Source organism: Bordetella genomosp. 8 (assembly GCF_002119685.1).
In the GTDB taxonomy this organism is placed as follows: Bacteria; Pseudomonadota; Gammaproteobacteria; order Burkholderiales; family Burkholderiaceae_B; genus Bordetella_C.
Genome location: NZ_CP021108.1, coordinates 4493831 through 4516863, shown reverse-complemented (window position 1 = coordinate 4516863; position 23033 = coordinate 4493831). Strand labels below are relative to the sequence as shown.

At 58.8% G+C, this 23033-nt stretch carries 15 protein-coding genes and 1 pseudogene; 12 read left to right on the top strand and 4 right to left on the bottom strand.

Translation table 11 applies throughout. From position 1 onward, the window contains the following. Positions 1–35: 35 nt before the first annotated feature. The 3 genes from CAL12_RS20495 to CAL12_RS20485 all read right to left on the bottom strand — a co-directional run bounded on the left by CAL12_RS20495 (position 36) and on the right by CAL12_RS20485 (position 3187). The gene (locus tag CAL12_RS20495; RefSeq protein ID WP_232464949.1) at positions 36–614 is read right to left on the bottom strand and encodes a TetR/AcrR family transcriptional regulator; all 579 of its coding nucleotides are present in this window, start codon (positions 612–614) and stop codon (positions 36–38) included. A 185-nt stretch (positions 615–799) separates the two neighbouring features. Continuing rightward, entirely contained in the window at positions 800–2332 is a 1533-nt protein-coding gene (locus tag CAL12_RS20490; RefSeq protein WP_086066302.1) for an MFS transporter, read from the bottom strand. A gap of 108 nt (positions 2333–2440) precedes the next feature. After that, on the bottom strand, positions 2441–3187 hold the full coding sequence (locus tag CAL12_RS20485; RefSeq protein WP_086066301.1) for an SDR family oxidoreductase: 747 nt from the start codon (positions 3185–3187) through the stop codon (positions 2441–2443). A gap of 294 nt (positions 3188–3481) precedes the next feature. On the opposite strand from CAL12_RS20485, the gene CAL12_RS20480 reads away from it, so the two are divergent. The 12 genes and pseudogenes from CAL12_RS20480 to CAL12_RS20420 all read left to right on the top strand — a co-directional run bounded on the left by CAL12_RS20480 (position 3482) and on the right by CAL12_RS20420 (position 20980). Further along, the gene (locus tag CAL12_RS20480) at positions 3482–3874 is read left to right on the top strand and encodes a RidA family protein (RefSeq protein ID WP_086066300.1); all 393 of its coding nucleotides are present in this window, start codon (positions 3482–3484) and stop codon (positions 3872–3874) included. A 14-nt stretch (positions 3875–3888) separates the two neighbouring features. Continuing rightward, positions 3889–4557 carry an antibiotic biosynthesis monooxygenase family protein gene (locus tag CAL12_RS20475; RefSeq protein WP_086066299.1) on the top strand — a complete coding sequence of 223 codons (669 nt, stop codon included), beginning with the start codon at positions 3889–3891 and terminating at the stop codon, positions 4555–4557. 607 nt (positions 4558–5164) lie between these two features. Beyond that, positions 5165–5866, top strand: a complete 702-nt coding sequence (locus CAL12_RS20470) for an isochorismatase family cysteine hydrolase (protein WP_157793050.1) — start codon at positions 5165–5167, stop codon at positions 5864–5866. 154 nt (positions 5867–6020) lie between these two features. Next, positions 6021–6812: a type 1 glutamine amidotransferase domain-containing protein gene (locus CAL12_RS20465; RefSeq protein WP_086066297.1), complete on the top strand. Its 792-nt coding sequence runs from the start codon at positions 6021–6023 to the stop codon at positions 6810–6812. 47 nt (positions 6813–6859) lie between these two features. Beyond that, positions 6860–7339 carry a DUF4437 domain-containing protein gene (locus CAL12_RS20460; RefSeq protein WP_086066296.1) on the top strand — a complete coding sequence of 160 codons (480 nt, stop codon included), beginning with the start codon at positions 6860–6862 and terminating at the stop codon, positions 7337–7339. A gap of 217 nt (positions 7340–7556) precedes the next feature. Continuing rightward, positions 7557–7949 (top strand): nuclear transport factor 2 family protein, encoded by a 393-nt coding sequence (locus CAL12_RS20455; protein ID WP_086066295.1) that lies wholly within the window; start codon positions 7557–7559, stop codon positions 7947–7949. Between the two features lie 63 nt (positions 7950–8012). Beyond that, complete coding sequence (locus CAL12_RS20450) at positions 8013–9305, top strand: MFS transporter (RefSeq protein WP_232464577.1); 1293 nt, start codon at positions 8013–8015, stop codon at positions 9303–9305. A gap of 156 nt (positions 9306–9461) precedes the next feature. After that, a complete protein-coding gene (locus CAL12_RS20445; RefSeq protein ID WP_086066294.1) occupies positions 9462–10061 on the top strand; it encodes a TetR/AcrR family transcriptional regulator in 600 nt (199 codons plus the stop codon). A 117-nt stretch (positions 10062–10178) separates the two neighbouring features. Then, positions 10179–10379: a cold-shock protein gene (locus CAL12_RS20440; protein WP_086066293.1), complete on the top strand. Its 201-nt coding sequence runs from the start codon at positions 10179–10181 to the stop codon at positions 10377–10379. Between the two features lie 475 nt (positions 10380–10854). Next, entirely contained in the window at positions 10855–11226 is a 372-nt protein-coding gene (locus CAL12_RS20435; protein ID WP_086066292.1) for a DUF7673 family protein, read from the top strand. Positions 11227–11626: 400 nt separating this feature from the next. Then, positions 11627–11773 (top strand): annotated as a pseudogene (locus tag CAL12_RS28540) (integrase core domain-containing protein); the annotation flags it as partial. A gap of 714 nt (positions 11774–12487) precedes the next feature. Next, the gene (locus tag CAL12_RS20420; RefSeq protein ID WP_086066290.1) at positions 12488–20980 is read left to right on the top strand and encodes a GH36-type glycosyl hydrolase domain-containing protein; all 8493 of its coding nucleotides are present in this window, start codon (positions 12488–12490) and stop codon (positions 20978–20980) included. On the opposite strand, the gene CAL12_RS20415 is transcribed toward CAL12_RS20420, so the two are convergent. Then, a complete protein-coding gene (locus CAL12_RS20415; RefSeq protein ID WP_086066289.1) occupies positions 20975–22834 on the bottom strand; it encodes an AI-2E family transporter in 1860 nt (619 codons plus the stop codon). The genes CAL12_RS20420 and CAL12_RS20415 overlap by 6 nt on opposite strands. Positions 22835–23033 lie beyond the last annotated feature (199 nt).

The following is a 23033-nucleotide window of genomic DNA, read 5'->3' as shown; positions in this document are numbered from 1 at the left end:
CAGCGACTCAGTGCCTCTGCAGGATCAAGCGCGAATCACGATTCTGAAGGGGCCTTTTTTTTTGGTCGAGCTCGGCGGGTCAGCGAGGGCGAAGCATCGGCACTGCTAGTATCTAACCGTGCGCCGAGATCTGCTGTAGCCCGGTCGTAGGAGTCCAAATCATAGGTCGCAGCCGCCACAACCAGTGCGCCAGTGATTGTCGCCAACAATTTATCTGCGGTTATCGGTTTGAGCCCTCCGGCCACCATCTTTTCATGGCACATTTTAAAAAAACGACGTACCTCAACTGCCACCTCTGGGGATAGGGACCGAGTCTCAGTACCCAGCACCGCACAAGGGCACATATGCTCAGTCGAGTGCAAAGTGCGCCGGAACCGCTGAACCCATGCTTCTATAGGATTCAGATTCAGTGCTAATTCTGCATCGATCGAGCTGCTAGCGTTGTCGGTGTATCGGCGAATAACTGCTGCAGCCAAATCTTCCTTAGTTCGAAAATGGTAGTGGACCGTGGAACTCTTGACGCCCACATCAGCGGCGATGTCGCGAAAACTGAACCCATTGAAGCCGCCAATTCTCATTCGCCGCTCAGCAGCGTCCATTATTGTGTATGGCATTTCACTCACGGTCACTCCAAAATCCAATCCGAGATAGGGCCTTCCGCATTTCGTGCAGGTTAGACATGCATGTATCAAGGAAGCATAACAGGAACCTATGTGTTGAGAAGGACGCGCGGGCCGGCATCCCGATATGCGCTAGATAAGCGGCGTAGGCGGCATCGGAGGCGCAAATCGCGAATCGCCTATCCGTCCGCAGCCCTCTTCTGGATCAACGTGATGGCGCTTATCGAAGCTAATAGAGCAAGCAGAGCGGATAAGGTCATTACCGACCGATAGCCGACCATGAATGCTTCATTGATTGCCACGCGTACAGCTGTGGCATCTGCAGTTGACATGCCCTTTGGCAACACGATCGCGGCAAGCTGGGATCGTTGCTGGAGGATGCTTGTTGCGACTCCGGGCGAGAGATGCAATTGGGCGATTTGCGTCTCGAGCATTGAATTGAACAAGTGCGACATGACAATACCGAATACAGCGATTGCCAGCGATGTTCCGACGCGTGAAGCTGCATTGTTGATCGCAGATGCCACACCAGAGCGCGTTGAAGGGACTGAGCTCATGACGGCAGTCGTAAGTGGAGCTACCGCTATGGACATCCCAAGCCCTAACAGGACCACGGCCGGGAAGACCCGCGTCCAATAGCTACCGGACGCCATCGACATGCCGAGCATAGCGAACCCAAACGCAGCGATAAGCGTCCCTGACGCCAATGGCAGGCGAGCGCCGCGCCGGCGGTACAGCCCGCCTGACCAGGGAGAAACTACGAACATGAGAAAGATGAAGGGTAGAAGGGCAGCACCCGCTGCTGTAGTTGTATACCCCTCTACCTGAATAAGATAGAGAGGAAGAAAGAATAGCGCTCCGCCCAAGGCTGCATATAAAAACAACGTCACGATATTCGTTCCGATAAACGTAATCGAGCTGAACAGAGATAGCGGCATTATTGGGGCAGGGTGGCGCCACTCTATGGTCAGGAAGACGGCGAGAAACGCTCCCGCCAGGCCGAGCGCGATGAGAACGTTCAGATTGTTCCAGCGCATTGCGGAAGCTTCCGTGAGACCAAATATCAAGCAAAACAAGCCCAGCGTGGCGAAGACTGAGCCAACCCAGTCTAGTCGCCCGTGCAAGGCATCACCTCTACTTTCCGGCACATGTCGCACAGATAGGTAGATCACGGCGACTGCCAGCGGAATATTGATGAGAAATGCAGCTCGCCATGAGAAGTACTGGACAAGCCAGCCTCCCAGGACTGGTCCGAGCGCTGCCATGATCGATGTAGAGCCGGACCAGACACCAATGGCACGGCCGCGACAAGCGTCATCGAATGACGCGTTGATGATGGAAAGACTTCCAGGCACAAGCAGTGCTCCACCGGCACCTTGCAGAGCCCGTGCAACAACGAGCTCGGGAACGCCTTGAGCATATGCGCACCATAGAGAAGATAGTGCGAAAAGACCGACGCCGACCAAGAATATCCGCCTGCGTCCGAAGCGGTCGCCGGCCGCACCGCCTACCAGGAGCAAGGAGGCCAACATGAGCGCGTAGGATTGAACGACCCATTGCAGATCGGTGAAACTAGCGCCTAGTGACTGCTGCAACGCTGGCAATGCCACATTCACGACCGTGCTATCGATGAATGCCATACTCGAAGCAAGGATGGTGGCCACCAGTACCCATGGTGCGCTACGTGGAGCGCAGATGGCTTGGGAACTCATGGAGCCCTGCTGCTATCTAGATGCTGCATTCTAGCGAGGCCTCGCGATCTGGCAAGATGTCCTAGGGGAAAGTACTGGAGTGCTCACCCCTAGGATCTTGCGACTCCCCTAGAGCTGAGTCAATCCGCCATCGACGACCAATTCGGTGCCCGTGATGTAAGAAGAGTCGTTGCTCGCGAAGAAGAGCACTGCCGCGGCAAGCTCTGAGGCTTCTCCGAATCGTTTAAACGGGATTTTCTCCTGCAATGCTGCTGCGACGCCGGATAGCTGTTCCTCCGTCAATCCCATCTTGCCATAGAACGGCGTGGAGACTGCTCCTGGGCTCACAGCGTTAACGCGGATGCCGCGTGGGGCAAGTTCCGCACCTAAGGTCCGGACTAGTGAACGCGCCGCTGCCTTCGTGGCGGCCAGTACAGAGAGCCCTGGCATGCCTATCACGTTTAGGAACGACGTGGTAACGACAATGCTGCTGCCTTGTGGCATCAACGGTGCGAACTTCTGAATCGTGAACAGTGTGCCGCTGAAGTTGAGTGCCAGGTTGTTGTTCACATACTCTTCGGTGATGGCTTCAAGAGGAGCTACCGTGCTGGCGCCGGCGTTTGCAAACAAGATATCGACCCGGCCGAATTTCTGCTCGATCTCTTTCGCCGCACGTTCAATATCAGAAACTCTTCTGATGTCTGCTTGAACGGCTAAAGCTGCATTCCCAAGCTCTTTGCTGGCCGCATCGAGGTGGTCCTCGCTCGAGCTTAGGATTACAAGCTGTGCCCCGTGAGCCTGGAACAATCTTGCCGTCTCCAGTCCGATGCCTGATGTGCCGCCAGTAATGACAGCAACCTTGTCTTGCATCCTCATTTTGATCTCCGATGAAATTGACGAAACACCTTGCGCTCTATCAGCTCGCGCGCCTTGCCGCCGGCGCCCCAGAAAGCGCCGGGCGGCACTCGATTGGTATGGCGGCTCGCCACCTGATTTCGCTGCCCACATCGCCACCGGCGCTGGGAGTCTACCCAAAGATAGAGGGTTGGCGGAATCGTAATCGAAGATATGGACATTCGTCTATCAGATGATAGACAATTCATGGATGGACGTTATCCGAGGCAGCATCGTCATCGATCGATCTGCCTTGCCTCATCCTGGAAGTCACCCATGAAACGACAGATCATTCGCGTTGAACCTTTGGCAACGTACTTGGACAACTACAAAGCGCCGACGTCGACTGTGACCCGTCACGGCGACACCATCTACGTGACGGGGGCACCTCCCTTTGATCCGGAGACGGGCCAGATCTTTCTGGGACCAATCGAGCGCCAGACAGAACTTGTGTTGGAACAGATGAAGCTGTGCGTCGAGGCAGCCGGTTCCTCGTTGGACGATATCCTCAAAGTCAATATCTATGTGACATCCGTCGACATGTTCCCCGCAGTGAACGACGTCTATCGACGTTATTTCCCCAAAGATCCGCCAGCGCGGATCTTCATCAATGTTCCAGCATGGAGCGGCGGATTCGATATTGAGGTCGACTGTATAGCGGCTGTATAGAGCAGGAGACGATCATGTTCTCGGTGTTGTTTGAGGTGAACCCGAAGCCTGACCGGTGGGACGAGTACTTGGCAAGCGCGAAGATGCTCAGACCAGAGCTCGAAGCAGTGGACGGATTCATCGACAACGTTCGCTACAAGAGCCTCACACGCGATGGCTGGATCCTGTCGCTGTCGACTTGGCGCGATGAAAAGGCGCTGGTGCGTTGGAGGACCAGGGCCCGTCATCACGTAGTCCAGATAAAAGGCCGTACGGAAATCCTGCTGGATTACCACCTGCGCGTCGGCCAGATCACGCATGACTCTCATCCACCGACCGAGCACGGCGTCAAGGAGCAGCGCCTGGACGAGACCGAAGTGGGCGAGGGCACCGCTATCGTACTGATCAGTGCAAGCCGCGATCCTGATTCGCTCAATTCCGTTGGTTCGGACGCGTCGGCTGCGTGGTTCGGTCTGAAAGCTAACACGGCCGGGCTTGCGTCCTGGGACACGTATGACGCAGTGCTTACGCCCGGCGACGTCGTCCTGCTCTCCGTGTGGAAAAACGAAGAGGCGGCTCGAGCGTTCGAACGCAACGTCCAGTTGCCTCGAGGGGGGCGCTTGCGACGCGTTCGCGTCATTCGTGACTATGGCATGTTCGATCGCCGAGAGGCGCCGCAGTATTACCCGAACGTTCCCGAATGAGTCTCGGCGTCGCGACGTCATCATCCTCGACGTATCGCTGCCACACCACTCTGCATCCGTTCGCGGCAGCTTCTGGAGGATATCCAGCGGTGTGCGACCTGGTCGAGTGTGACCCGCAGTTTTTTGCGTCGAACAAGACCGCACGAGGCGCGCGCCCTGTGCCTAATGCGGCCGTCTGTGATGCCCGTTGCATCGTTCGGCGCCATGCCCAAGAAGTCCCCGCGTCAATCGGATGAGCCCGCAGAGCATGTCTCTTATCCACAGCCACCATTCCTGCAGCGATCAATCCGCAGAAGGATGCAGTGGTCCGCTGCTGGGCGGGGTCGCTGGCAACAGGGATCCCCCTGGTGCGCAAAAAAAGCTTTGCAGTTTTAGATGATGAGTATTACCATTGCGTTTAGTGAATTGCCATCAGCTAAAGAATCGCGATCGAATCGGAAGATGTCGTTATGTGCAAGGCCGTCTTGGGCGGTCGACGCGTGTAGTGACCGTCCACTAGGACAGATTGACTGTTCATTCAATTCACAGCACGCCAGATCCTGTTGTGTCTCGATAGACCAAACACGGAAACGGTCAGAACTTCAAATTCTTGCTAAGGACCCTCGAAATGACTTTGTTCACCCATCGCCCGCCCGAAATTAGGCTCGAGAAAGAACGCACGGCGCTCGTCTTGGTCGATCTGCAGAACGACTTCCTCACTGAAGGGGGGAAGTATTACGTGCTGATCGAAGACCTGATGAAGCAGAACAACGTGAACGCCAATCTGGAGGCGTTACTTGAGGCTGCCAAGGAGCATGGCTACCCCGTGTTCATGTCTCCGCACTATTTCTTTCCTCATGACCATAAGGGCAAGACGCATCTGAGCCCTATGGAAGATCTTGCGCTGCATGGCGGCGTAGTGGCGCGCGAAAGTCCGCTTCATATGCATGACGTGCCTGGTGGCGGTGCAGACGTCCCTGATCGCTTCCGAAAGTACATGGAAGACGAGAACACGACTGTCGTGTCGCGTCACGTCACCTACGCTCCGACAAATGATCTCGCCTATATGCTGCGACGGCGAAAGATCGAGACAGTGATCATGGCAGGTCCTGTTGCGAATCTCTGCCTCGAAGATCACATGCGCAACCTCATACGTGACGGATTTCAGACTGTCATGGTCCGTGACGCGGTCGCCGCTGCTGCAAACGAAGAAGGCTCTGGCCTGGATGCAGCGATGATCAACTGGCGTTTCATGGCGAATGCTGTCTGGGATACGAAGAGGACCGTCGAACAGATGGCCGAAGCAGCTCAAACACCGAACGCTGCGTGATGTTTCTCACTTCGGCACAGGCGGGTTTCCTCATGAGAACGGTCGCTGCTGCCACCATGGCGCACAGACCTCGTCAGAGTTGGACCCGTCTCGAATCTCATCTCTAGCAATGGATTTCCGAGAGGATTTCCGATTTTCACAACAGGAGCTCCTAATGAGCAAACGCACTATTCTTGTCATCGGTTCGAACGCTACGCAACTCGAAGCGCAAGGCGGCGGCACAATTAAGATCGGACAATTTTTGAACGAAACCGCGGTTCCCTTGATGGCGCTGGTCGCTGCGGGATACGACTTCATCCTCGCCACTCCCACCGGCGAAAAACCTCATATGGATCAAGATTCCGACGCTTTGATCTATTTTGCCAACGATGACGATGCGCGTACCCGTGCTCGTGATTTCTTCAACAACAATGCGTCGATGAATGATGTGCGCACCATTCGCTCAGTCATTGAAGAAGGACTTGACCGCTTCGCAGGTGCCTTTTTCCCAGGTGGGCACGCACCCGTCGTCGATGTGATGCAAGATCCTGACGCCGGCGAAGTGCTGCGTTATTTCCATGCCCACAACAAGCCGACTGCTGCAATCTGCCACGGGCCGATGGGTATTTTGGCATCGCTAGACAATGCACGCGAGTTTCGCGCCGCTTTGATCGACGGCGACAAGTTGAAGGCACGTGAGCTGGCCAAGGGCTGGCAATATGCGGGCTACCAGATGACGGTCTTCTCGCGAAGCGAAGAAGCGTTCGCCGAAGAGAACGTCTTCCACAAGAAACTCATCTTCAACATGCCTGATGCGCTGGAAGCTGCTGGCGGCCATGTTGTCAACACTGAGCAGAACTTCACCTCTTTTGTTGTTGTCGATCGAGAGTTGGTGACAGCTCAGAATCCGATGTCGGATCATGAGCTTGCCGCTAAGTTCATCGAAATGCTTGGCACCGTGGCTTGACGACGTTGCGATGACGGCCTCAGTAGGCACAGAACAGGAGAAACATCATGAAGTTCACATCACTGGCAGCTGTTGCAGTTGCGGCGTTCGTGTCCGTAGCAACCGCGTATGCGCAGGACCCTGCGTCCTTTCCGCCTGCAAACGGCGGGACGTCGGTTTCTAATCCCGCAAGCCACTACGTCTTCACCGATACCGGTGCGCGGGGTGTCAACCCGAAGACAGGCATTCAAGTTGCCAATGTCTGGGGCGATGTAACGAAAGGAGCCCATGGTGCTTTCTTCCGCTTCGATCCAGGATTCGAGAGTCCGGTTCACACCCATACCTACGACTACTACGCGGTTGTTATCAAGGGCGACCTGGAAAACTACCAGCCCGGCCAGAAGCCAGAGAAGCTCGGACCTGGCTCTTACTGGTATCAACGTGGCAAACAGGCTCATACGACGGCATGCGTGTCCAAGGAACCATGCGAAATCTACATCGTTCAGGACAACAAATTCGACGCGCAGATTCCGCCCAAAGTCGAATAGGCTACTCAGTGCCTCTAAACGAGCACTGTCAGAAGAATCGTCAAGACATCATCAGCCGTGCCGCGCAGTGCGGTTGCTGTCGCGGGGCGTGCATGCTTGACACGACTTGATATCACGGCGGGTTGACCACCGCTGCCGGATTGCCGCGCTGGATTGCATTCAAACTCACCATCCATCAACTATCACCATCAATAGCGAAACCTAGTTGGAAATCATCATGACTACCGAGACTATCTCCGAGCAGAACAAGAAAATCGTAATTGCGTTTTATAAAGAGGCCCACTTCGACGGTGATGTCGATGGGGCCATCGCACGCTATGTCGGCGAGACCTATATCCAGCACACTCCGGCCGCAGAAGACGGCGTTGAGGGCCTGCGGGCCTACATCAATTCTTTTCTTAAATCCTTCCCGAACGCCAAAGGAGACATTCGGCGCGTCATCGCAGACGGTGACATTGTCGCGGTTCATGCTCACTGGACCGGCCTCGTGAGCCCGAACGGCGACGTCGGGGTCGACATCTTTCGAGTGACGGACGGCAAGCTGGTCGAGCATTGGGACGTCATCGAGCCGATCCCTGACACGTCGAAGAACAGCAACACGATGTATTGATACCTCCGCCGGGGGCCGCGTCGGCGGCCCCGTCCGGTATGTGGCCGTAGCGGAGAAATCGTCGTGACCATTCGCAATGCTGACTTGAACAATTCGCCGAAAACGGAGGTAGCGCCTACTACAAGCGCCAAGCTCGATTTCTATGAATGGCGCATCGTCGCCGTTGCCTTCTTTGTCGCGGTCTTCGGTTGGGGGACAGGCTTCTATGGCCCGCCCGTCTATCTGGAAGTTATTCATCAGTCACGGAGTTGGCCGATTGCGCTGATTTCAGGCGCCGTGACACTGCATTTCCTTGTTGGTCTCATCCTCATCCCGAATCTACCGCTCTTATATCGCCGCTTCGGGCTGCCACTCGTCACCATCGCCGGCGGCATCGTCATGGCGCTTGGGCTTTTAGGCTGGGCGTTGGCAAGCGCGCTATGGGAGCTCTACTTCGCCGCGTTGCTGTCTGGCGCCGGCTGGTCCGCGCTTGGCGCCGTTGCGGTGAATGCCATCGTTTCTCCTAAGTTTGCGGCGAAGCGCCCCTTGGCGCTTGGCATCGCATTCAATGGTGGCAGTGTGGGCGGGGTAATTTTCTCTCCGCTTTGGATCGCCTTGATCGATCAGATCGGCTTTCTCGCAGCAACTCTGGTAGTAGGGTTAGCAATGATCGGTACGTTTGGCGCGTTGGTCGCCTTCGTGCTGAAGCCGGCGCCCGAGCATCTTGATCAGTATCCAAGTAGCATTCGGTCCCCCGACGCTGATCGTCTCATCGATGAGCCTATTGGCGAAACCGCAGCATTCACTCAGCTCAAACTATCTCGTGACCGCGGTTTCTTGACGCTGTGCGTCGGGATGACGTTGGCGCTGTTCGCTCAAACTGGTCTTGTGGCACATCTCGTGTCGGTCCTAGCGCCTACGCTTGGCAGGCAAGGCGCTGGGCTCGCGGCCGGAGCATCCGGTGTTGCTGCTGTCGTAGGGCGGCTCGTGGTTGGCTCCCAAGCCTCTGGTAGATCGAACTGGCGCGCCATCGCATCTGGAAGCCTGGCAGTACAGGCCGTGGGATGCATTGTGCTGGTGCTCGCCCGCGGCAATCATTCTTCTCTCGCGCTAGTCGGTGTTGTGCTCTTTGGCCTAGGCGTTGGAAATGCAATCTCGGTTCCCCCCGTGATCGGGAACCTTGAATTTTCAAGCAAAGACGCAGTCCGCGCTGTTGCCCTCATCGTTGCTATTTCTCAGGGAGGCTATGCGATCGCCCCGGCGGCGTTTGGCCTACTACGCGAAGTTTTTTCAGATCAACTGATGTTCTTGACTGCGTCAGCGATCGAAGTCCTAGCGATCATCGCGTATCTCTCAAGCGGCCATAGAAAGAGTTGAGTGCTGGCCTCCAGTAGTCGAGATTCTCTGCCACAGAACGATGAGCGCATAGTAGAGGCTTGTTTTGATAAAAGTCATCATCTAAAATATAGGGGACGAGGATCGTTGCACTTGGCGCCGACGATGCCGCTCGTTTAGTTTCACAGGAACCGATCAATGAAGAAGTCGAAGGCTGAGACGGCCGAAACTCATAGACGCATCGTCGAAATCGCTGCTCAAGCATTCAAGCAGAAGGGAATCGATGCGACAGGCGTGGCCGAGATAATGGCCGAAGCCGGTTTGACGCACGGAGCGTTCTACCGCCACTTCACTTCCAAGGAAGCCTTGGTCGCCGAAGCAGCCGGAGCGAGCATGGATGTGTTTGTCCAAGCAGCTCAGTCAGCCGCCTCTAAGGGTTCAACGGCTTTTGTGAAGTATCTGCAGGGATATCTCACATCGGAGTTTCGGGATGGGGTATTGGGGGGATGCCCGGTGATCCAGCTGGGTAGCGAGCTGGCTCGTGCCGACACATCTGTTCGAGAGGGAATTGATAAGGGCCTGCAGCAACTCATTGACATCGCCGTGAACTTGAGTGAAGACAAGTCTCGTGCCTATGCACAGGATGACGCAATCTTCACGCTCTCGGCGTTGATCGGGGCGATAACGATGTCGCGGCTCATGGAAGATCCGAAGCTTTCCAAGCACGTTCTTGAAGTGACGAACCATCGCCTTCTGAAGCAATCTTCGAAGTCCGGCAGTGCAAAAGCGAGCCGCTAGTCCCGCAGAGCTAAGCCGCATGTAATACCGGCCGAAGAGCTGTAGCGAGTGTCCGGCGGACCCGCGTTCTGCTGTTGTGTTCGGGACGTGTATTCGTATCTCATCAAGGATTTCTATATGGAATCGGTCGTTAAGTGGTTCCACGCTGAAAAGAGCTTTGGCTTCATCATGCCCGAGGGCGGTGGTAAGGAGTTGTTCGCTCATTTCTCCGAGATTCTAGGCGGCGGCTACAAATTCCTCGAGGAAAACCAGCGCGTTAGCTATATTGCTGGTCAAGGCGCCAAGGGCCCTCAGGCGACGAAGATAACGCCGCTGTGAGCGCTGTTGCCGACGCACTGTGGGCGGCCGCTTGCGCCAAAGGCGCCCTCGTAAGAGGGCTTTTTCAGTGGAACCTAATCGAAGTGCCGGCCGGCGAGTGAAGAGCACATGAAGCTATGAGCGCAGCGGCGCTGCGCCTGATTTGCAAAGAACCTTCCAACGCACCTTTTCAACTGTGAGCGGGGTCTACCATCCTGCTAGGACGCCCTGTAGGCGACTTAGCAGCCTGCTGTGGTTCCCACTGGATTCCACGCGCACCTTGAGCTCCCGGATGAGCTTGTCTGTGATAAAAGTGGGGGGATCCTTTCTGCTCCATCAGATTTCGTTGGTGTACCACGCGCCTGAGGCTTTCTCTTGCCTCATGCAAGGATTTAGTGGTTCGATCAACATCAAATCGGAAGCGTGGCATGGCGCTCGCACTCCTGTCTAGCAGTTCTCAAGCGACTCTGGCGCCGAGTGGACGCTTGCCGGACGGATGGCTACCGCGAAAGCGGAGCAGAAACGCAGGCGCAACAGGGACGCACTGGTCCGCAGCGAGCCAGCGGATCCCTCGTTGCACCGGGAAGGCGTCGACGCACTCTGGCGGCTAATCAGGATTGCGAACCAATACACGGAGCGAAGCAAACGCGACGCGGATTTGCTTCTCGCTTGGTGGAACGCGACCAGTTGCGGTGGCTTCGATCTCGCGGACCTGTGGAGCGTGGATCGCGAAATCGCGGACGACATGATGCGCGTGCTGTCTCTCATTCGCCAGACGAAAGCGTATCCAGGCACGCTATCCCCCACGATCCATGCGGCATTCAAGTCGCTCGTGACCAGCAGGCGGCCGCACCTGGTCGATGAATAGTTCCGGTCGATGGGAATTTAGCGGCTAAACACTGGCTCGATGCTCATCGGAGGCGATCCCATGTTCGTAGACTTCCTCTTTCGCATCCTATTCCTCTCGCAATTGCAATCGGTTCGGCGGCAACGTTCGTGAGGGCCATGTCGTACCTGCTCGGCATTGGTGTCGCGCTCAATTAAGCAGCGTTGGTGTTCACCGGGGCCACAGCGGTAGAACAGCACCGAATGCCGGTCCTGCTTCGACGCCAGTGCACTGCGTGTATGCGTCTGAGCGCGTCCCTGCGCAGAACCGCGTCGTCTAGATCGCCTAGATGGATGAAGGTGGAGCAGCCTAAGAACCTATGGCTTTGTGCGTGACCGGCTTCGGCGACCACTTGGCTCACGGCGGTCGACCTGTGGACATCCGTTGGGAGCAGGAGTGCCGGAACAACCATAGGTCCCTGTCATTTGCCGACGCTAAGGAGAAAATCGATGCCTGGCGGACGTACTATAACGAGGATCGTCCACACTCCGCGCTGAAGTGGCAGGCACCTGCCGAATACGCGCGTTAGCGCTTGGCCGAAGGCCAAAACGCTGTCTCCAATGAGTCGGAAATTTAGGCTTCTGATCCGGACTAATTCGGGGTTGGGGTCATACGCCGAATTTCTCGAATTTAGATCGGGGTGGGTATGCATAAGCTTCGACGTCCCGCGCGGTGTGCTGTGCTGTTTGGTAACCAGAAAAACTCCGGCTACCAACCCAGTTCTTGACAGGCTAGCCAATGTCGGTCACATTGGTTTCAAGACTCAAGTACCGCGATTCTGTTCCGTCCTGCGCCCAAGCGCTCTACCGTTCATAGTCCTTTCCTTGGAATCCCGCTCGAAGGAGCATCCCTCCACCCCAAGGAATGACCATGCAGGCGTACATCTTCAAGTGGTTCTACTCCGCTCGGCGCTTCGGTTGCGGAATGCTGAGGTCCTGCTGCCACGGTCTGTTTGACGGCTGGGGGGTAATAGGAAGTCGTGGCGTTTCGACATCCTCGAGGAGCCGGTGCATGAATTTCATTATCGACGGAGGCGCTAAAGCCTCCGAGCCGATCAGAATTCGCGATCTGTAAAACTAAGCCCTCGATCGAGGGCTTTTTAATTGCGATCGACAACATTAGGAGCGACAACCATGGCGAAAGGCCAGATCCGCGGCAATCGAGAAGCGAAAAAGCCGAAGCAACCCCCCAAGCCGGCGCCTGTTCCGGCAACGGGCCCGCGCCCTTCTACCGGGGGCGAGCAATCAAAACCAAAGCAAAAATAAAGAACTCGGCGCGCTGGGATGACCGAGCGCCGGTCAGAAGCGAGCTATTCGGCGCCGAACGGCTTGCTCAACATGGGCGCAGCTTGGCAGAAGCCCAGAAGGTCAGTAGTCGGCCGTCTCGGGTATTGGCGCTGCGCAAACGCCTGGACAGCAACGCCGCCGCTCTTCTGTCAGCCTATCGTGAGAGCGCACAGGAACTCGAGAAGGGTCGCAGCGTGGAACCTGCGGCAGATTGGCTACTTGATAACTATCACGTAGTGGAAGAGCAGATCCGGCAGATTCGCGAGGATTTGCCTCCAGGGTATTACCGGCAGCTTCCTAAGCTTGCCAACGGTCCGTTTGAAGGCTATCCACGAGTGCTGGGTGTCGCCTGGGCGTTCGTGGCCCATACGGACAGCAACTTCGACCCGGAAATATTGCGGCGCTTCGTTTCTGCATACCAGGAAGTCCAGGCGCTGACCATCGGCGAGCTGTGGGCCATCGCCATCACTCTGCGTATCGTGTTGGTCGAAAACCTGCGCCGCCTCGCGGAGGAATTTGGTGCCGGCCGCGCGGCCCGGCAGGAGGCGGACAAAATCGCCGATGCCATGTTGCATCCGGGGGATGCCGGCGACTCGAGCGCGGCTCCAACTATCGATATCTTGAGGCACATGCCGGCGGCTCTGCCCGAGATATTCGCTGCGCAACTGAGCAAACGCTTGCGTGACCTGGATCCGCAGGAAACGCCAGTCTTGAGCTGGCTGCAAGGACATCTCGACGCGCAAGGCTCCACTATTGAAGATGTGGTGCGGCAGGCGCAGCAATGGCAGGGTGCAGCCAACGTCAGCGTGCGCAACGTGATTTCGAGTATGCGGCTCATCTCCGACATCGACTGGGCGGAATGGTTTGAAAGCGTCAGCCTGACAGACAGATGCCTTCGGGAAGCTTGCCCTTTTGCGGAAATGGATTTCGCGACGCGGGATCTGTATCGCAAGGGAATCGAGCAGCTAGCTCGTGGCTCGTCCATGAGTGAGCTCGAAGTGGCTCGGAACGCTTCGGCAATGGCAACAGCGGCCCTTGCGGAGCCTTGTGATTCCGACCGCGAACGTCGTGGCGATCCGGGCTTCTATTTGGTCGGCAGGGGTAGGACGGCCTTGGAAGTCCGCATCGCATATCGGCCGCCACTGCGCCTTCGCCTGGACCGTTGGGCGACGCGGTCGGGAATGCTGGGGTACATGGGCCTGATCGTTGTCCTTTCATTCGCCCTTGCCGGATTGGTGGCCTGGGTTATGGGAATCACAACGATGGGCGCGATGCCGTTCCTGCTCCTCGCGTTCCTGCCCGCCACCGAGCTCGCGACTGCCCTGGTGAATCGCTTAGTCACCTGGAAACTGGGCGCCGCCGTACTGCCAGGGGTCGATATGACTCGCAACGTACCCGGTGAGTGCCGGACTTTGGTGGCCGTGCCCATACTTCTCACCACCCAAGCCGCGTTGCTTGAGCAGGTGGAACAGCTGGAAGTCCTGTTCCTGTCCGGGGCCGGCGGCGACCTGGTGTATGCGTTGCTCACAGATGGCCTGGATGCGGAATCCGAGATCATGGCGGGTGACGAGGCGATGCTGCAGGCCGGCGCTTCGGCCATTGCGCATCTGAATTCGAAGCATGGCGCGGCGCCCGCCGGCAGCAGATTCCTGCTCCTGAATCGCCGCCGGCTCTACAACCCGCCCGAAGGCGTATGGATGGGATGGGAGCGCAAGCGAGGCAAATTGCACGAGCTGAACAGACTGCTGCGCGGCGCCACGGACACGAGCTATACGCCGATCGAAGGGTTGTCGCAGCGTTTATCGCCCGGCGTACGCTACGTCATTACGCTCGATGCCGACACACGTCTGCCTCGTGATGTCGCGGAAATGCTGATAGGCAAGATGGCACATCCGTTGAATCGGCCACGCTTCGACGCCGAGCGCCGACGAATCATCGAAGGGCACGCCATTTTGCAACCCAGGGTGACGCCATCGCTGCCGCGCCATCGGGAAGGTTCCATTTACCAACGCCTGTTTTCCAGTCCTGCGGGCATGGACCCATACGCGGCGGCGGTGTCCGACGTCTACCAGGATCTATTCGGGGAAGGTTCGTACGCCGGCAAGGGTATCTATGACGTCGATGCATTCGAAGAAGTGCTCGCCGGCCGCGTCCCCGACAACACGATGCTGAGCCACGATCTTTTCGAAGGCATATTCGCGCGGGCGGCACTGGCATCCGATGTGGAAGTGATCGAGGAGTTTCCGGCGCGTTACGACGTAGCCGTCCGCCGCACGCATCGATGGACACGCGGCGATTGGCAATTGTTGCCCTGGATATTCGGCCGCCGCAAACGCAGTGGTGCCTTGCCCAGCGCAGGTCGGGGAAAGATGGCGGACAATCTGCGACGGTCCCTGCTGGCGCCTGCAGGTTTCCTGGCGCTGCCGGCGATGTGGCTCTTGCCATTGCATGCGGCATGGACTGGTACTCTTTTCGTCTTGCTTTGCCAGGCAATCCCGGCATTGTTATCCCCATTCAGCTTCGCCACGGCGCGTCGCAGGGGAGTCGCGTTCAGCCACCGCACCGCGATATTTGCTCAGGACCTGTCCCAGGCTGGCCAGCAGGTCTTCGCGACGTTCACGCTACTGCCCGATACTTCGTGGCGAATGGCGGATGCCATTATCCGCACGCTTTGGCGCCTGGCGGTCAGCCGGCGGCATTTGCTCGAATGGACCACCGCGGCGCAATCGGCAAGCGTCGCCCGATCCGGCGTCGCCGGAATGTATCGCATGATGTGGCCCGGCGTGTTGCTGGGCATCTTCGCTTGCGTCGCGGTGCTCTGGATCCATCCGCTTGCATGGCCGCTGGTCACACCTTTTCTCTTGCTGTGGGCCTTCGCACCTCTTTACGCTTGGTGGATCAGCTGTGCGAGCGCGCTCCCGTCCCAGCTGCGTATCACCGAGTCGACCGAATTGTCGCTGCGAAGGACGGCGCGGCGCACCTGGCGATTTTTCGAAACCTTCGTCACACGCAACGATCATCTGTTGCCGTGCGATAACTTTCAGGAGACGCCCACACCCGTGCTAGCTCGCCGCACTTCGCCGACGAACATGGGGCTCTACCTGCTGTCCATCGTGGCGGCACGCGATTTCGGTTGGATCGGGACGCGAAAGGCAATCGATCGGCTGCAGAGCACCCTGGCCACGATGCGCAAGCTCGAACGCCACCGCGGACACTTCCTGAACTGGTATGCCACGGATGAACTGCATGTTCTTGCGCCAGCCTACGTATCTTCGGTCGACAGTGGCAATCTGGCGGGACACCTCATCGCGCTGGGCAATGCCTGCCGTGAGTGGAGAGAAAGCCCGTTCGGGCAAACCATGCGCCAAGGTTTGCAGGATACGATCGCTTTGGCGCGGGAGACCATTGCCGAAATGGCCATGGCAGGTAACGATCCGCTGCGTCAATTGACGCAAGCGCTAGACGAAATGGATGTGATGCTGTCCGACCGGCAGGACACCCGATCGTTGCTGCCCGCGCTGTTGCGTCTTGCGACCAAGGCTGGTCGCTACGCGCGCACGCTGGAGCTGGGGGGAGCCGACGGCTCGCCAGCTGACCTGACGTTCTGGACCGATGCGCTTGCCGCGGCAATTCAGGAGCATCGCGCGGACGTCGATGCATCGCGTCATCGAGGTGAAACCGACGCCCTGTTGCTGGCGATCGCGAGGGAAGCGCGGGAGATGGCAGTGGCCATGGAGTTCGGTTTCCTGCTTGACCCGGAACGCAAGCTGCTTTCGATCGGGTATTCGGTGGCGGAAAACCGGCTGGACGCGAGTTGTTATGACTTGCTCGCCTCGGAAGCCCGGTTGGCGAGCCTTTTCGCGATTGCGAAAGGAGATGTGCCCTCCAAGCACTGGTTGCGGCTGGGGCGGACTTTCACGCCGGTTGGCCATGGCTCTGCGCTTATTTCCTGGTCCGGCTCGATGTTCGAGTACCTCATGCCTTCGCTCGTCTTGCGAGCGCCCGTGGGAAGCGTGCTGGAGCAGACCAATCGCTTGATCGTGAAACGCCAGCAGCAATACGCGGCAGAGTTGGGTATCCCGTGGGGCGTGTCCGAATCCGCCTATAACGCCCGCGACATCGAATTCACCTATCAGTATTTCAATTTCGGCGTGCCTGGGCTTGGCCTGAAGCGCGGGCTTTCAGAGAATGTGGTGATCGCACCCTACGCCACGGGCCTGGCGACAATGATCGATCCGGAAGGCGCGCGTGTCAATTTTGCACGCCTTGCGCAACTAGGCGCCTCGGGTCGATTCGGCTTCCACGAGGCCTTGGACTTCACCCCCACGCGCTTGCGCGAGGACGAGGAGGTCGCCATTGTGCGCAGCTTCATGGCCCACCACCAGGGCATGACGATCGTCGCCATTGCCAACGCGGTGCACAATGGCCGCATGCGCGACCGATTTCACCAGGAACCGATGATTCAGGCCTGTGATTCGCTACTGCAGGAACGTGTGCCACGCGATTTGACGGTGTCGCACCCTCGCGCAGAAGAAGTGAGAACCTCTGCAATGCGCGCCGAGCGTTCGGGCAACAATGTCCGGCGATACTTTCAGCTTCCTCCCGGACCGCCACATACGCACCTGCTGTCCAATGGGCGTTACACGGTAATGCTCACCACTGCTGGGGGCGGATATAGCCGTTGGCGCGATAATGCCATAACCCGCTGGCACGCCGATCCGACGCGCGACGCAATGGGGTCACGGATATTCTTGCGTGATTTGCGGCTCGGAACGACGTGGTCGACCGTCCCGCACCACGAGGACAACAAGAGCACGCAGTGGCGCATCGAGTTCTCCGAGGATCGAGCGGATTTCACGCGGCGCGATGGGTCGCTGACGACGACGATGCAGATACTGGTATCAGGTGAAACCGACGGCGAAGTCCGCCGCGTTTCGCTGGTCAACAGCGGCCGCCGCGCACGCAGTATCGAGCTGACATCCTTCGCGGAGCTGGTCCTCGCGGCACCCGTGGCTGATCGCGCCCATCCCGCATTCTCCAAGATGTTCGTGGTAACCGAGTTTCTGCCTGAATATGGCGCTTTGCTCGCTACGCGCAGGCGACGCTCTCCCGAGGAGCCCGAAATCTGGGCGGCCCATTTCGCCGTGATCGAAGGCGAGTCCCTGGCGCCGGTTCAGTACGAAACCGACCGTGCCCGCTTCCTGGACCGCGGCGCGCACGACTGGCGGCCTGCCCCTCATACCAGCGTCGAGTCCCTTTCCAATACTGTCGGAACCGTACTGGATCCCGTCTTTTCCATCAGGCACAGGGTGCGGGTGCCTCCGGGCCAGTCTGCCCGCATCTCGTTCTGGACCCTTGCAGCGGATAGCCGTACTGCACTCCTCGACCTCGTGGACACCCACCATGACCGCAGCGGCTTCGAACGCGCCGAAACCCTCGCCTGGACCCAAGCCCAGGTGCAATTGCGGCATCTGGAGATGCATTCGGACGAGGCGGCGCTTTTCCAGCGGCTGGCTGCTGCGCTGATCTTTCCGGATTCACGCTTCAGGCCGCCCTCCGCTTCGATCATGCGTGGGGCAGGGAGCCAGTCAGGACTATGGGCTCATGGCATATCAGGTGATTTGCCCATGGTGCTTCTGTGTATCGACGACGTAGAGGATATGGCGGTCGTCCGGCAGTTGCTGCGGGCGCATGAGTATTGGCGCATGAAGCGACTCGCGGTCGACCTGGTGATCTTGAACGAGCGCGCTTCGTCGTATGTGCAAGACCTGCAGAATGCCATCGATACGGCGGTCCGCAGCAGCCAGGCGCGACCGCGATTCGGTGCGGAGCTCGCGAAAGGCGCGGTCTTCACGATGCGATCCGATCTCATGACGCCGGCCGGCCGGGAACTCTTCCAGTCAGTCGCCCACATCGTCCTTTGGGCGGCTCATGGGGTCGTTGCGGATCAGCTTGCACGCATCGTGGAATCGTCGCCCCGCGCGTCGGCGGCTCTTCCCGCCCAACAGTTCACCGAAGTGTCGCCTCCCGTCGCAACGGACTCAGAGCGCGAGTTTTTCAACGGGACTGGAGGCTTCGAGCAGGATGGCCGCGAGTACGTCGTTGAGCTGCAAGGCTGTGCCGTCACGCCCGCGCCGTGGATCAACGTCATAGCGAATCCCCGATTCGGATTCCAGGTTTCCGCGGAGGGCAGCGGCTATACCTGGGCGGAGAACAGCAAGGAAAACCAGCTGACGCCGTGGTCGAACGATCCGGTCCTGGATCCGTGCGGCGAGGCGCTATACCTGCGCGACGAAATGAGCGGCGAGTTGTGGACGCCTACCGCGCTACCTGTGCGCGGACAGGAAGCGTATGTGGCCCGCCACGGCTTCGGCTATAGCGCCTTCGAATATCGGCATGCGGAAATCGCCAGCACGCTGGTTCAATTCGTCGCACCCCAGGATCCTATCAAGATTTCGCGCCTCACGCTCGTCAATCATTCCACCCGCATGCGCCGTCTGTCGGTTACAGCTTACGTGGAATGGGTGTTGGGGTCTGCGCGCAGCGCATCGGCTCCGTTCCTGGTCACAACACGGGACGAAGCCACGGGGGCGGTGTTCGCGTCCAACCCATGGAGCCTGGACTTCGGGGGACGAACCGCTTTCGCGGACATGGCAGGGACTCAGGAAGCGCTGACCGCGGACCGACGCGAGTTCCTGGGGGACAATGGCGACCTTGCCGCGCCGCGGGCCTTGCAGGATGGGGAAACGTTGTCTGGACGCTGCGGTGCGGCGTTGGACCCTTGTGCCGCTCTACAGCGCACCCTGGTGATCGAGCCGGGCGCGTCCGTGGAGGTCGTGTTCTTTCTCGGTCAATGCGACTCACCCGAGAACGCACGCGAGCTTGTGTTGCGTTATCGCCGACGAAAGCTCGAGGCCGTACTGGACGAGGTTAAGTCGGGTTGGGCCGATCGCCTAGGCGCAATCAAGGTTAAGACGCCTGATCGCGCCATGGATGTCCTGCTCAATGGATGGCTGCTCTACCAGACTATTTCCTGTCGGCTGTGGGCACGTTCGGCGTTCTACCAGTCCAGTGGGGCATTCGGCTTCCGCGACCAGTTGCAGGACAGCATGGCACTGGCTTTTGCGATGCCGGAGTTGGGGCGGCGCCAACTGTTGCGAGCAGCTTCCCGACAATTCGTCGAAGGCGATGTGCAGCATTGGTGGCTGCCGGAATCCGGCAAGGGCGTGCGCACGCGCATCTCGGATGACCGGGTATGGCTGGCATACGCGGCGGCGCACTATGTCAGGCACAGTGGTGACGAAGCCGTCATGGATGAGCTTGTCGGCTTCATTCGCGGACCGGCGCTCGATCCGAGCGACCACGACGCGTTCTTCCAACCGACGCAATCGGACGAAAGCGCCGATTTATTCGAGCACTGCGCGCGCGGCCTCGACCAATGCATGGCGCTTACCGGCGTGCGGGGATTGCCTTTGATGGGCACGGGCGACTGGAACGACGGCATGAGCAGGGTTGGGCAAGCCGGCCGTGGTGAAAGCGTGTGGCTTGGTTGGCTATTTCGCCGTACGGTGGATTTATTCGAACCGATAGCTCGGGCGCGCGATCCCGTGCGTGCCCAGCGATGGCGCAAACATGCCGATCGGGTGGTGCAGTCCATCGAAGCTCACGCATGGGACGGCGAGTGGTACCGGCGCGCGACGTTTGACGACGGGACTTGGCTGGGCTCTGCCGCGGGTGATGAATGCCGCATTGATTCCATCGCCCAGTCTTGGTCGGTTCTGTCGGGTGCCGCGGATCCGCAACGTGCTCGGACCGCCATGGCCAGCCTGGAACAGCATCTGGTGCGCCACGACGATGGGCTCGCACTGCTGTTCTCCCCGCCATTCGACCGAACTTCCCACGACCCGGGATATATCAAGGGCTATCCGCCAGGTTTGCGCGAGAATGGTGGCCAGTATACGCACGCAGCGCTGTGGGCGGTCCTCGCCTATGCAAAGCTAGGAGAAGGCGACAAGGCCGCCGGGCTGTTCTCGATGCTCAACCCCATCAATCACACGCGAGCTCCGGCAGACATGAGGCGCTACAGAGTGGAGCCTTACGTCGTCGCAGCGGACGTGTATTCGGTGGCGCCCCATACTGGACGAGGTGGCTGGACATGGTACACAGGGTCGGCGGGCTGGATGTATCGGGCAGCTGTCGAGGGCATTCTGGGGCTGACGCGGAGGGGGATGGCCTTGCAGATCGAGCCGTGCTTTCCTGCGGCGTGGGAGGGCTTCGAAGCGGTCGTGCAGGTGGCCGGAACGGTGATTGAGTTGCGAGTGGAGAATTCGACCGGACTCGGGCACGGCGTTACATCCATGCTCGTGGACGGCGAGGTCCGACCTCTGAAACTGGGACCTGCAACGGTCCGCCTGGACGGCGGCCGGCATCGCGTTGTCGTCACCCTATGACTGTTGAAGAAGGGCTGGCGATGCAGCGTTAGGTTCCAACCCCTCCTCAACCCGCGCGAGACGTCGGAGATACTCGCCGAGCGTTGCGATACCAATCGCCGGCGGAAAATGGCCTCTTTCGTCTCCAGCTTCCGTCGCCCCCAAGCCGATGGACAAGGTCGCGAGGGGGGCGCGTTCATGCAGGCGATGAACGAGCACGCGCAAGTAGGCTCGTGGCGATTCGGCGTCCATCGAGATGATGCAAATCTCGCTGATGGCACCGATCTCAATATTTCCCGCCAGCGTATCCGGGTGCCGCGCATAGGTCGCCGTGCCGGCCGCAATGCCTCCCCTGTGCAGCAGCTGCACCAGCACGGTCGATAATGCCTCATCGAAAATCCCCCGTCCCGCGATGCACAGTACTTGAGCGCCGGTATCTGGCCGCGCATGTGCAGCGATGGCGCCGGCCGGTGGTATGGGTTGTGCGAGTTCGACGCAGCCGTCTAGGATATCGTCAAGGGTTTCCTTCATACGCGTCAGGCGCTCCGGTGGTATAACGCCGCGCAGCGCGTCGTTGCGTGCGAGACGCAGTCCCTCCACCAGGACGCCATCGTAATACTGCGCCAAGCTCATGGATTTCAACAGCTCTTCCGCCTGTTCTATCGCACTGTCCGGGTCGTCGGCCAGTAACCGTTGGTAGAAAGTGGTCGCCGGGGTGAGTGGAGGCTTGTCGCCGAACAGGATATCCAAGAACTGCAATTGTTCGACGTGCCTACCTAGGATGACCAGGCATAGCGTCAGCGGCGTCGACAGTATTAGGCCCACAGGGCCCCACATCCCACTCCAAAATATCGCGGCGATGATGACCGCCACGGGCGACAGTCCGGTGCTGCGGCCATACAGCCAGGGCTCCATGACCTGTCCCGCCAACAGATCCACCGCGAGAAACAGGCCGAGCGTCCAGAACAGCATGGACCAGTCGGGACCAGTCGCGGCTAGCGCGAGCGCCAGTATCGCCGCCATCCAGACGCCGATATACGGTACGAATCTGAGGCAGCTAGTGATTACGCCCAGGAGGATTGCGCCAGGAACACCGATGATCGATAAGCCGATGGCCACGACAAGGCCAGCCCCCAGGTTGATCCCGAACTGTGCGACGAAATACCGGCTCAGGCGATGTGCGGCTTCATCGAGCGCCGTGGTCGTCCGGTGCAGGTCACGTGTGCCGCACAACCGTATGAGCCGATCTCGCAGGTCCTCGCGCTGCAACAGGATAAATACAGTCACGACCAGCGCAATGCCGAGTGTCTCTAAGGGACCCAGGATCGGCGCGACCAGGCGCTGGGCGAAGCTGAGCGTCGAGAGCTCGGCAGGGTCCGCCTGCGTCGCTTTCGGAGCCGCGTTCGCGGCCGGACGAGCACGGCTGGATGAAACATCGGCCGAGCCGTGGCCGCCTCCTATCCGTTTTATCGCGGAGGTCGCGCCGGAGATCAGTCGGTCGGCGCCGCCGATAACAACCGCCTGGAACCGATCGACCTTTGATTCCAAGGCTGCCTGGTATTTCGGTAGCTCCGAGGCTAGGGAGCCGACCTGCGCGCCTATGATTCCGGCAACAGTGACGCTAAGCCCCAGCCCAATCAGCGCCGACAGAAGTACGGACGCATGCCGTCCCAACCTGGCGCGGCTGAGCAGGCCGACCAATGGCGCTATTAGGAAACTCAGTAAGATCGCGAGCGTCACAGGAATCAAAAGTTCCCTTCCGAAACGCAATCCGGCGATCACGATGACGGCTGTGACCAAGCCGGTCAACGTTCTTAAAAGAGAGGCTTCTGTGGCACCGAGTCTTGCAACCGGGGGCGGCGAGTCGGATGGCATCAATTTCGCATTCCTGTGTGGTATTGCCAATGGTTGAGCGCGCTACGAGCGGACGGTTCACGGTTGGTAAATCGACGGCTGTTCCAGATCTTGGACGCCGAAGCCTAAGGTGGAGATATCGTGTGGCTCGTCTGTATTCGCAGCAGGTGAAGACGGGGGCGTTGAAATGAATTTAGCCGCTAAACCGAGAGCGCTCCCG

Coding starts and splice junctions, on each gene's coding strand:
- CAL12_RS20495 (WP_232464949.1), bottom strand. CDS start 614: ATGCCATACACAATAATGGACGCTGCTGAGCGGCGAATGAGAATTGGC.
- CAL12_RS20490 (WP_086066302.1), bottom strand. CDS start 2,332: ATGAGTTCCCAAGCCATCTGCGCTCCACGTAGCGCACCATGGGTACTG.
- CAL12_RS20485 (WP_086066301.1), bottom strand. CDS start 3,187: ATGAGGATGCAAGACAAGGTTGCTGTCATTACTGGCGGCACATCAGGC.
- CAL12_RS20480 (WP_086066300.1), top strand. CDS start 3,482: ATGAAACGACAGATCATTCGCGTTGAACCTTTGGCAACGTACTTGGAC.
- CAL12_RS20475 (WP_086066299.1), top strand. CDS start 3,889: ATGTTCTCGGTGTTGTTTGAGGTGAACCCGAAGCCTGACCGGTGGGAC.
- CAL12_RS20470 (WP_157793050.1), top strand. CDS start 5,165: ATGACTTTGTTCACCCATCGCCCGCCCGAAATTAGGCTCGAGAAAGAA.
- CAL12_RS20465 (WP_086066297.1), top strand. CDS start 6,021: ATGAGCAAACGCACTATTCTTGTCATCGGTTCGAACGCTACGCAACTC.
- CAL12_RS20460 (WP_086066296.1), top strand. CDS start 6,860: ATGAAGTTCACATCACTGGCAGCTGTTGCAGTTGCGGCGTTCGTGTCC.
- CAL12_RS20455 (WP_086066295.1), top strand. CDS start 7,557: ATGACTACCGAGACTATCTCCGAGCAGAACAAGAAAATCGTAATTGCG.
- CAL12_RS20445 (WP_086066294.1), top strand. CDS start 9,462: ATGAAGAAGTCGAAGGCTGAGACGGCCGAAACTCATAGACGCATCGTC.
- CAL12_RS20440 (WP_086066293.1), top strand. CDS start 10,179: ATGGAATCGGTCGTTAAGTGGTTCCACGCTGAAAAGAGCTTTGGCTTC.
- CAL12_RS20435 (WP_086066292.1), top strand. CDS start 10,855: ATGGCTACCGCGAAAGCGGAGCAGAAACGCAGGCGCAACAGGGACGCA.
- CAL12_RS20415 (WP_086066289.1), bottom strand. CDS start 22,834: ATGCCATCCGACTCGCCGCCCCCGGTTGCAAGACTCGGTGCCACAGAA.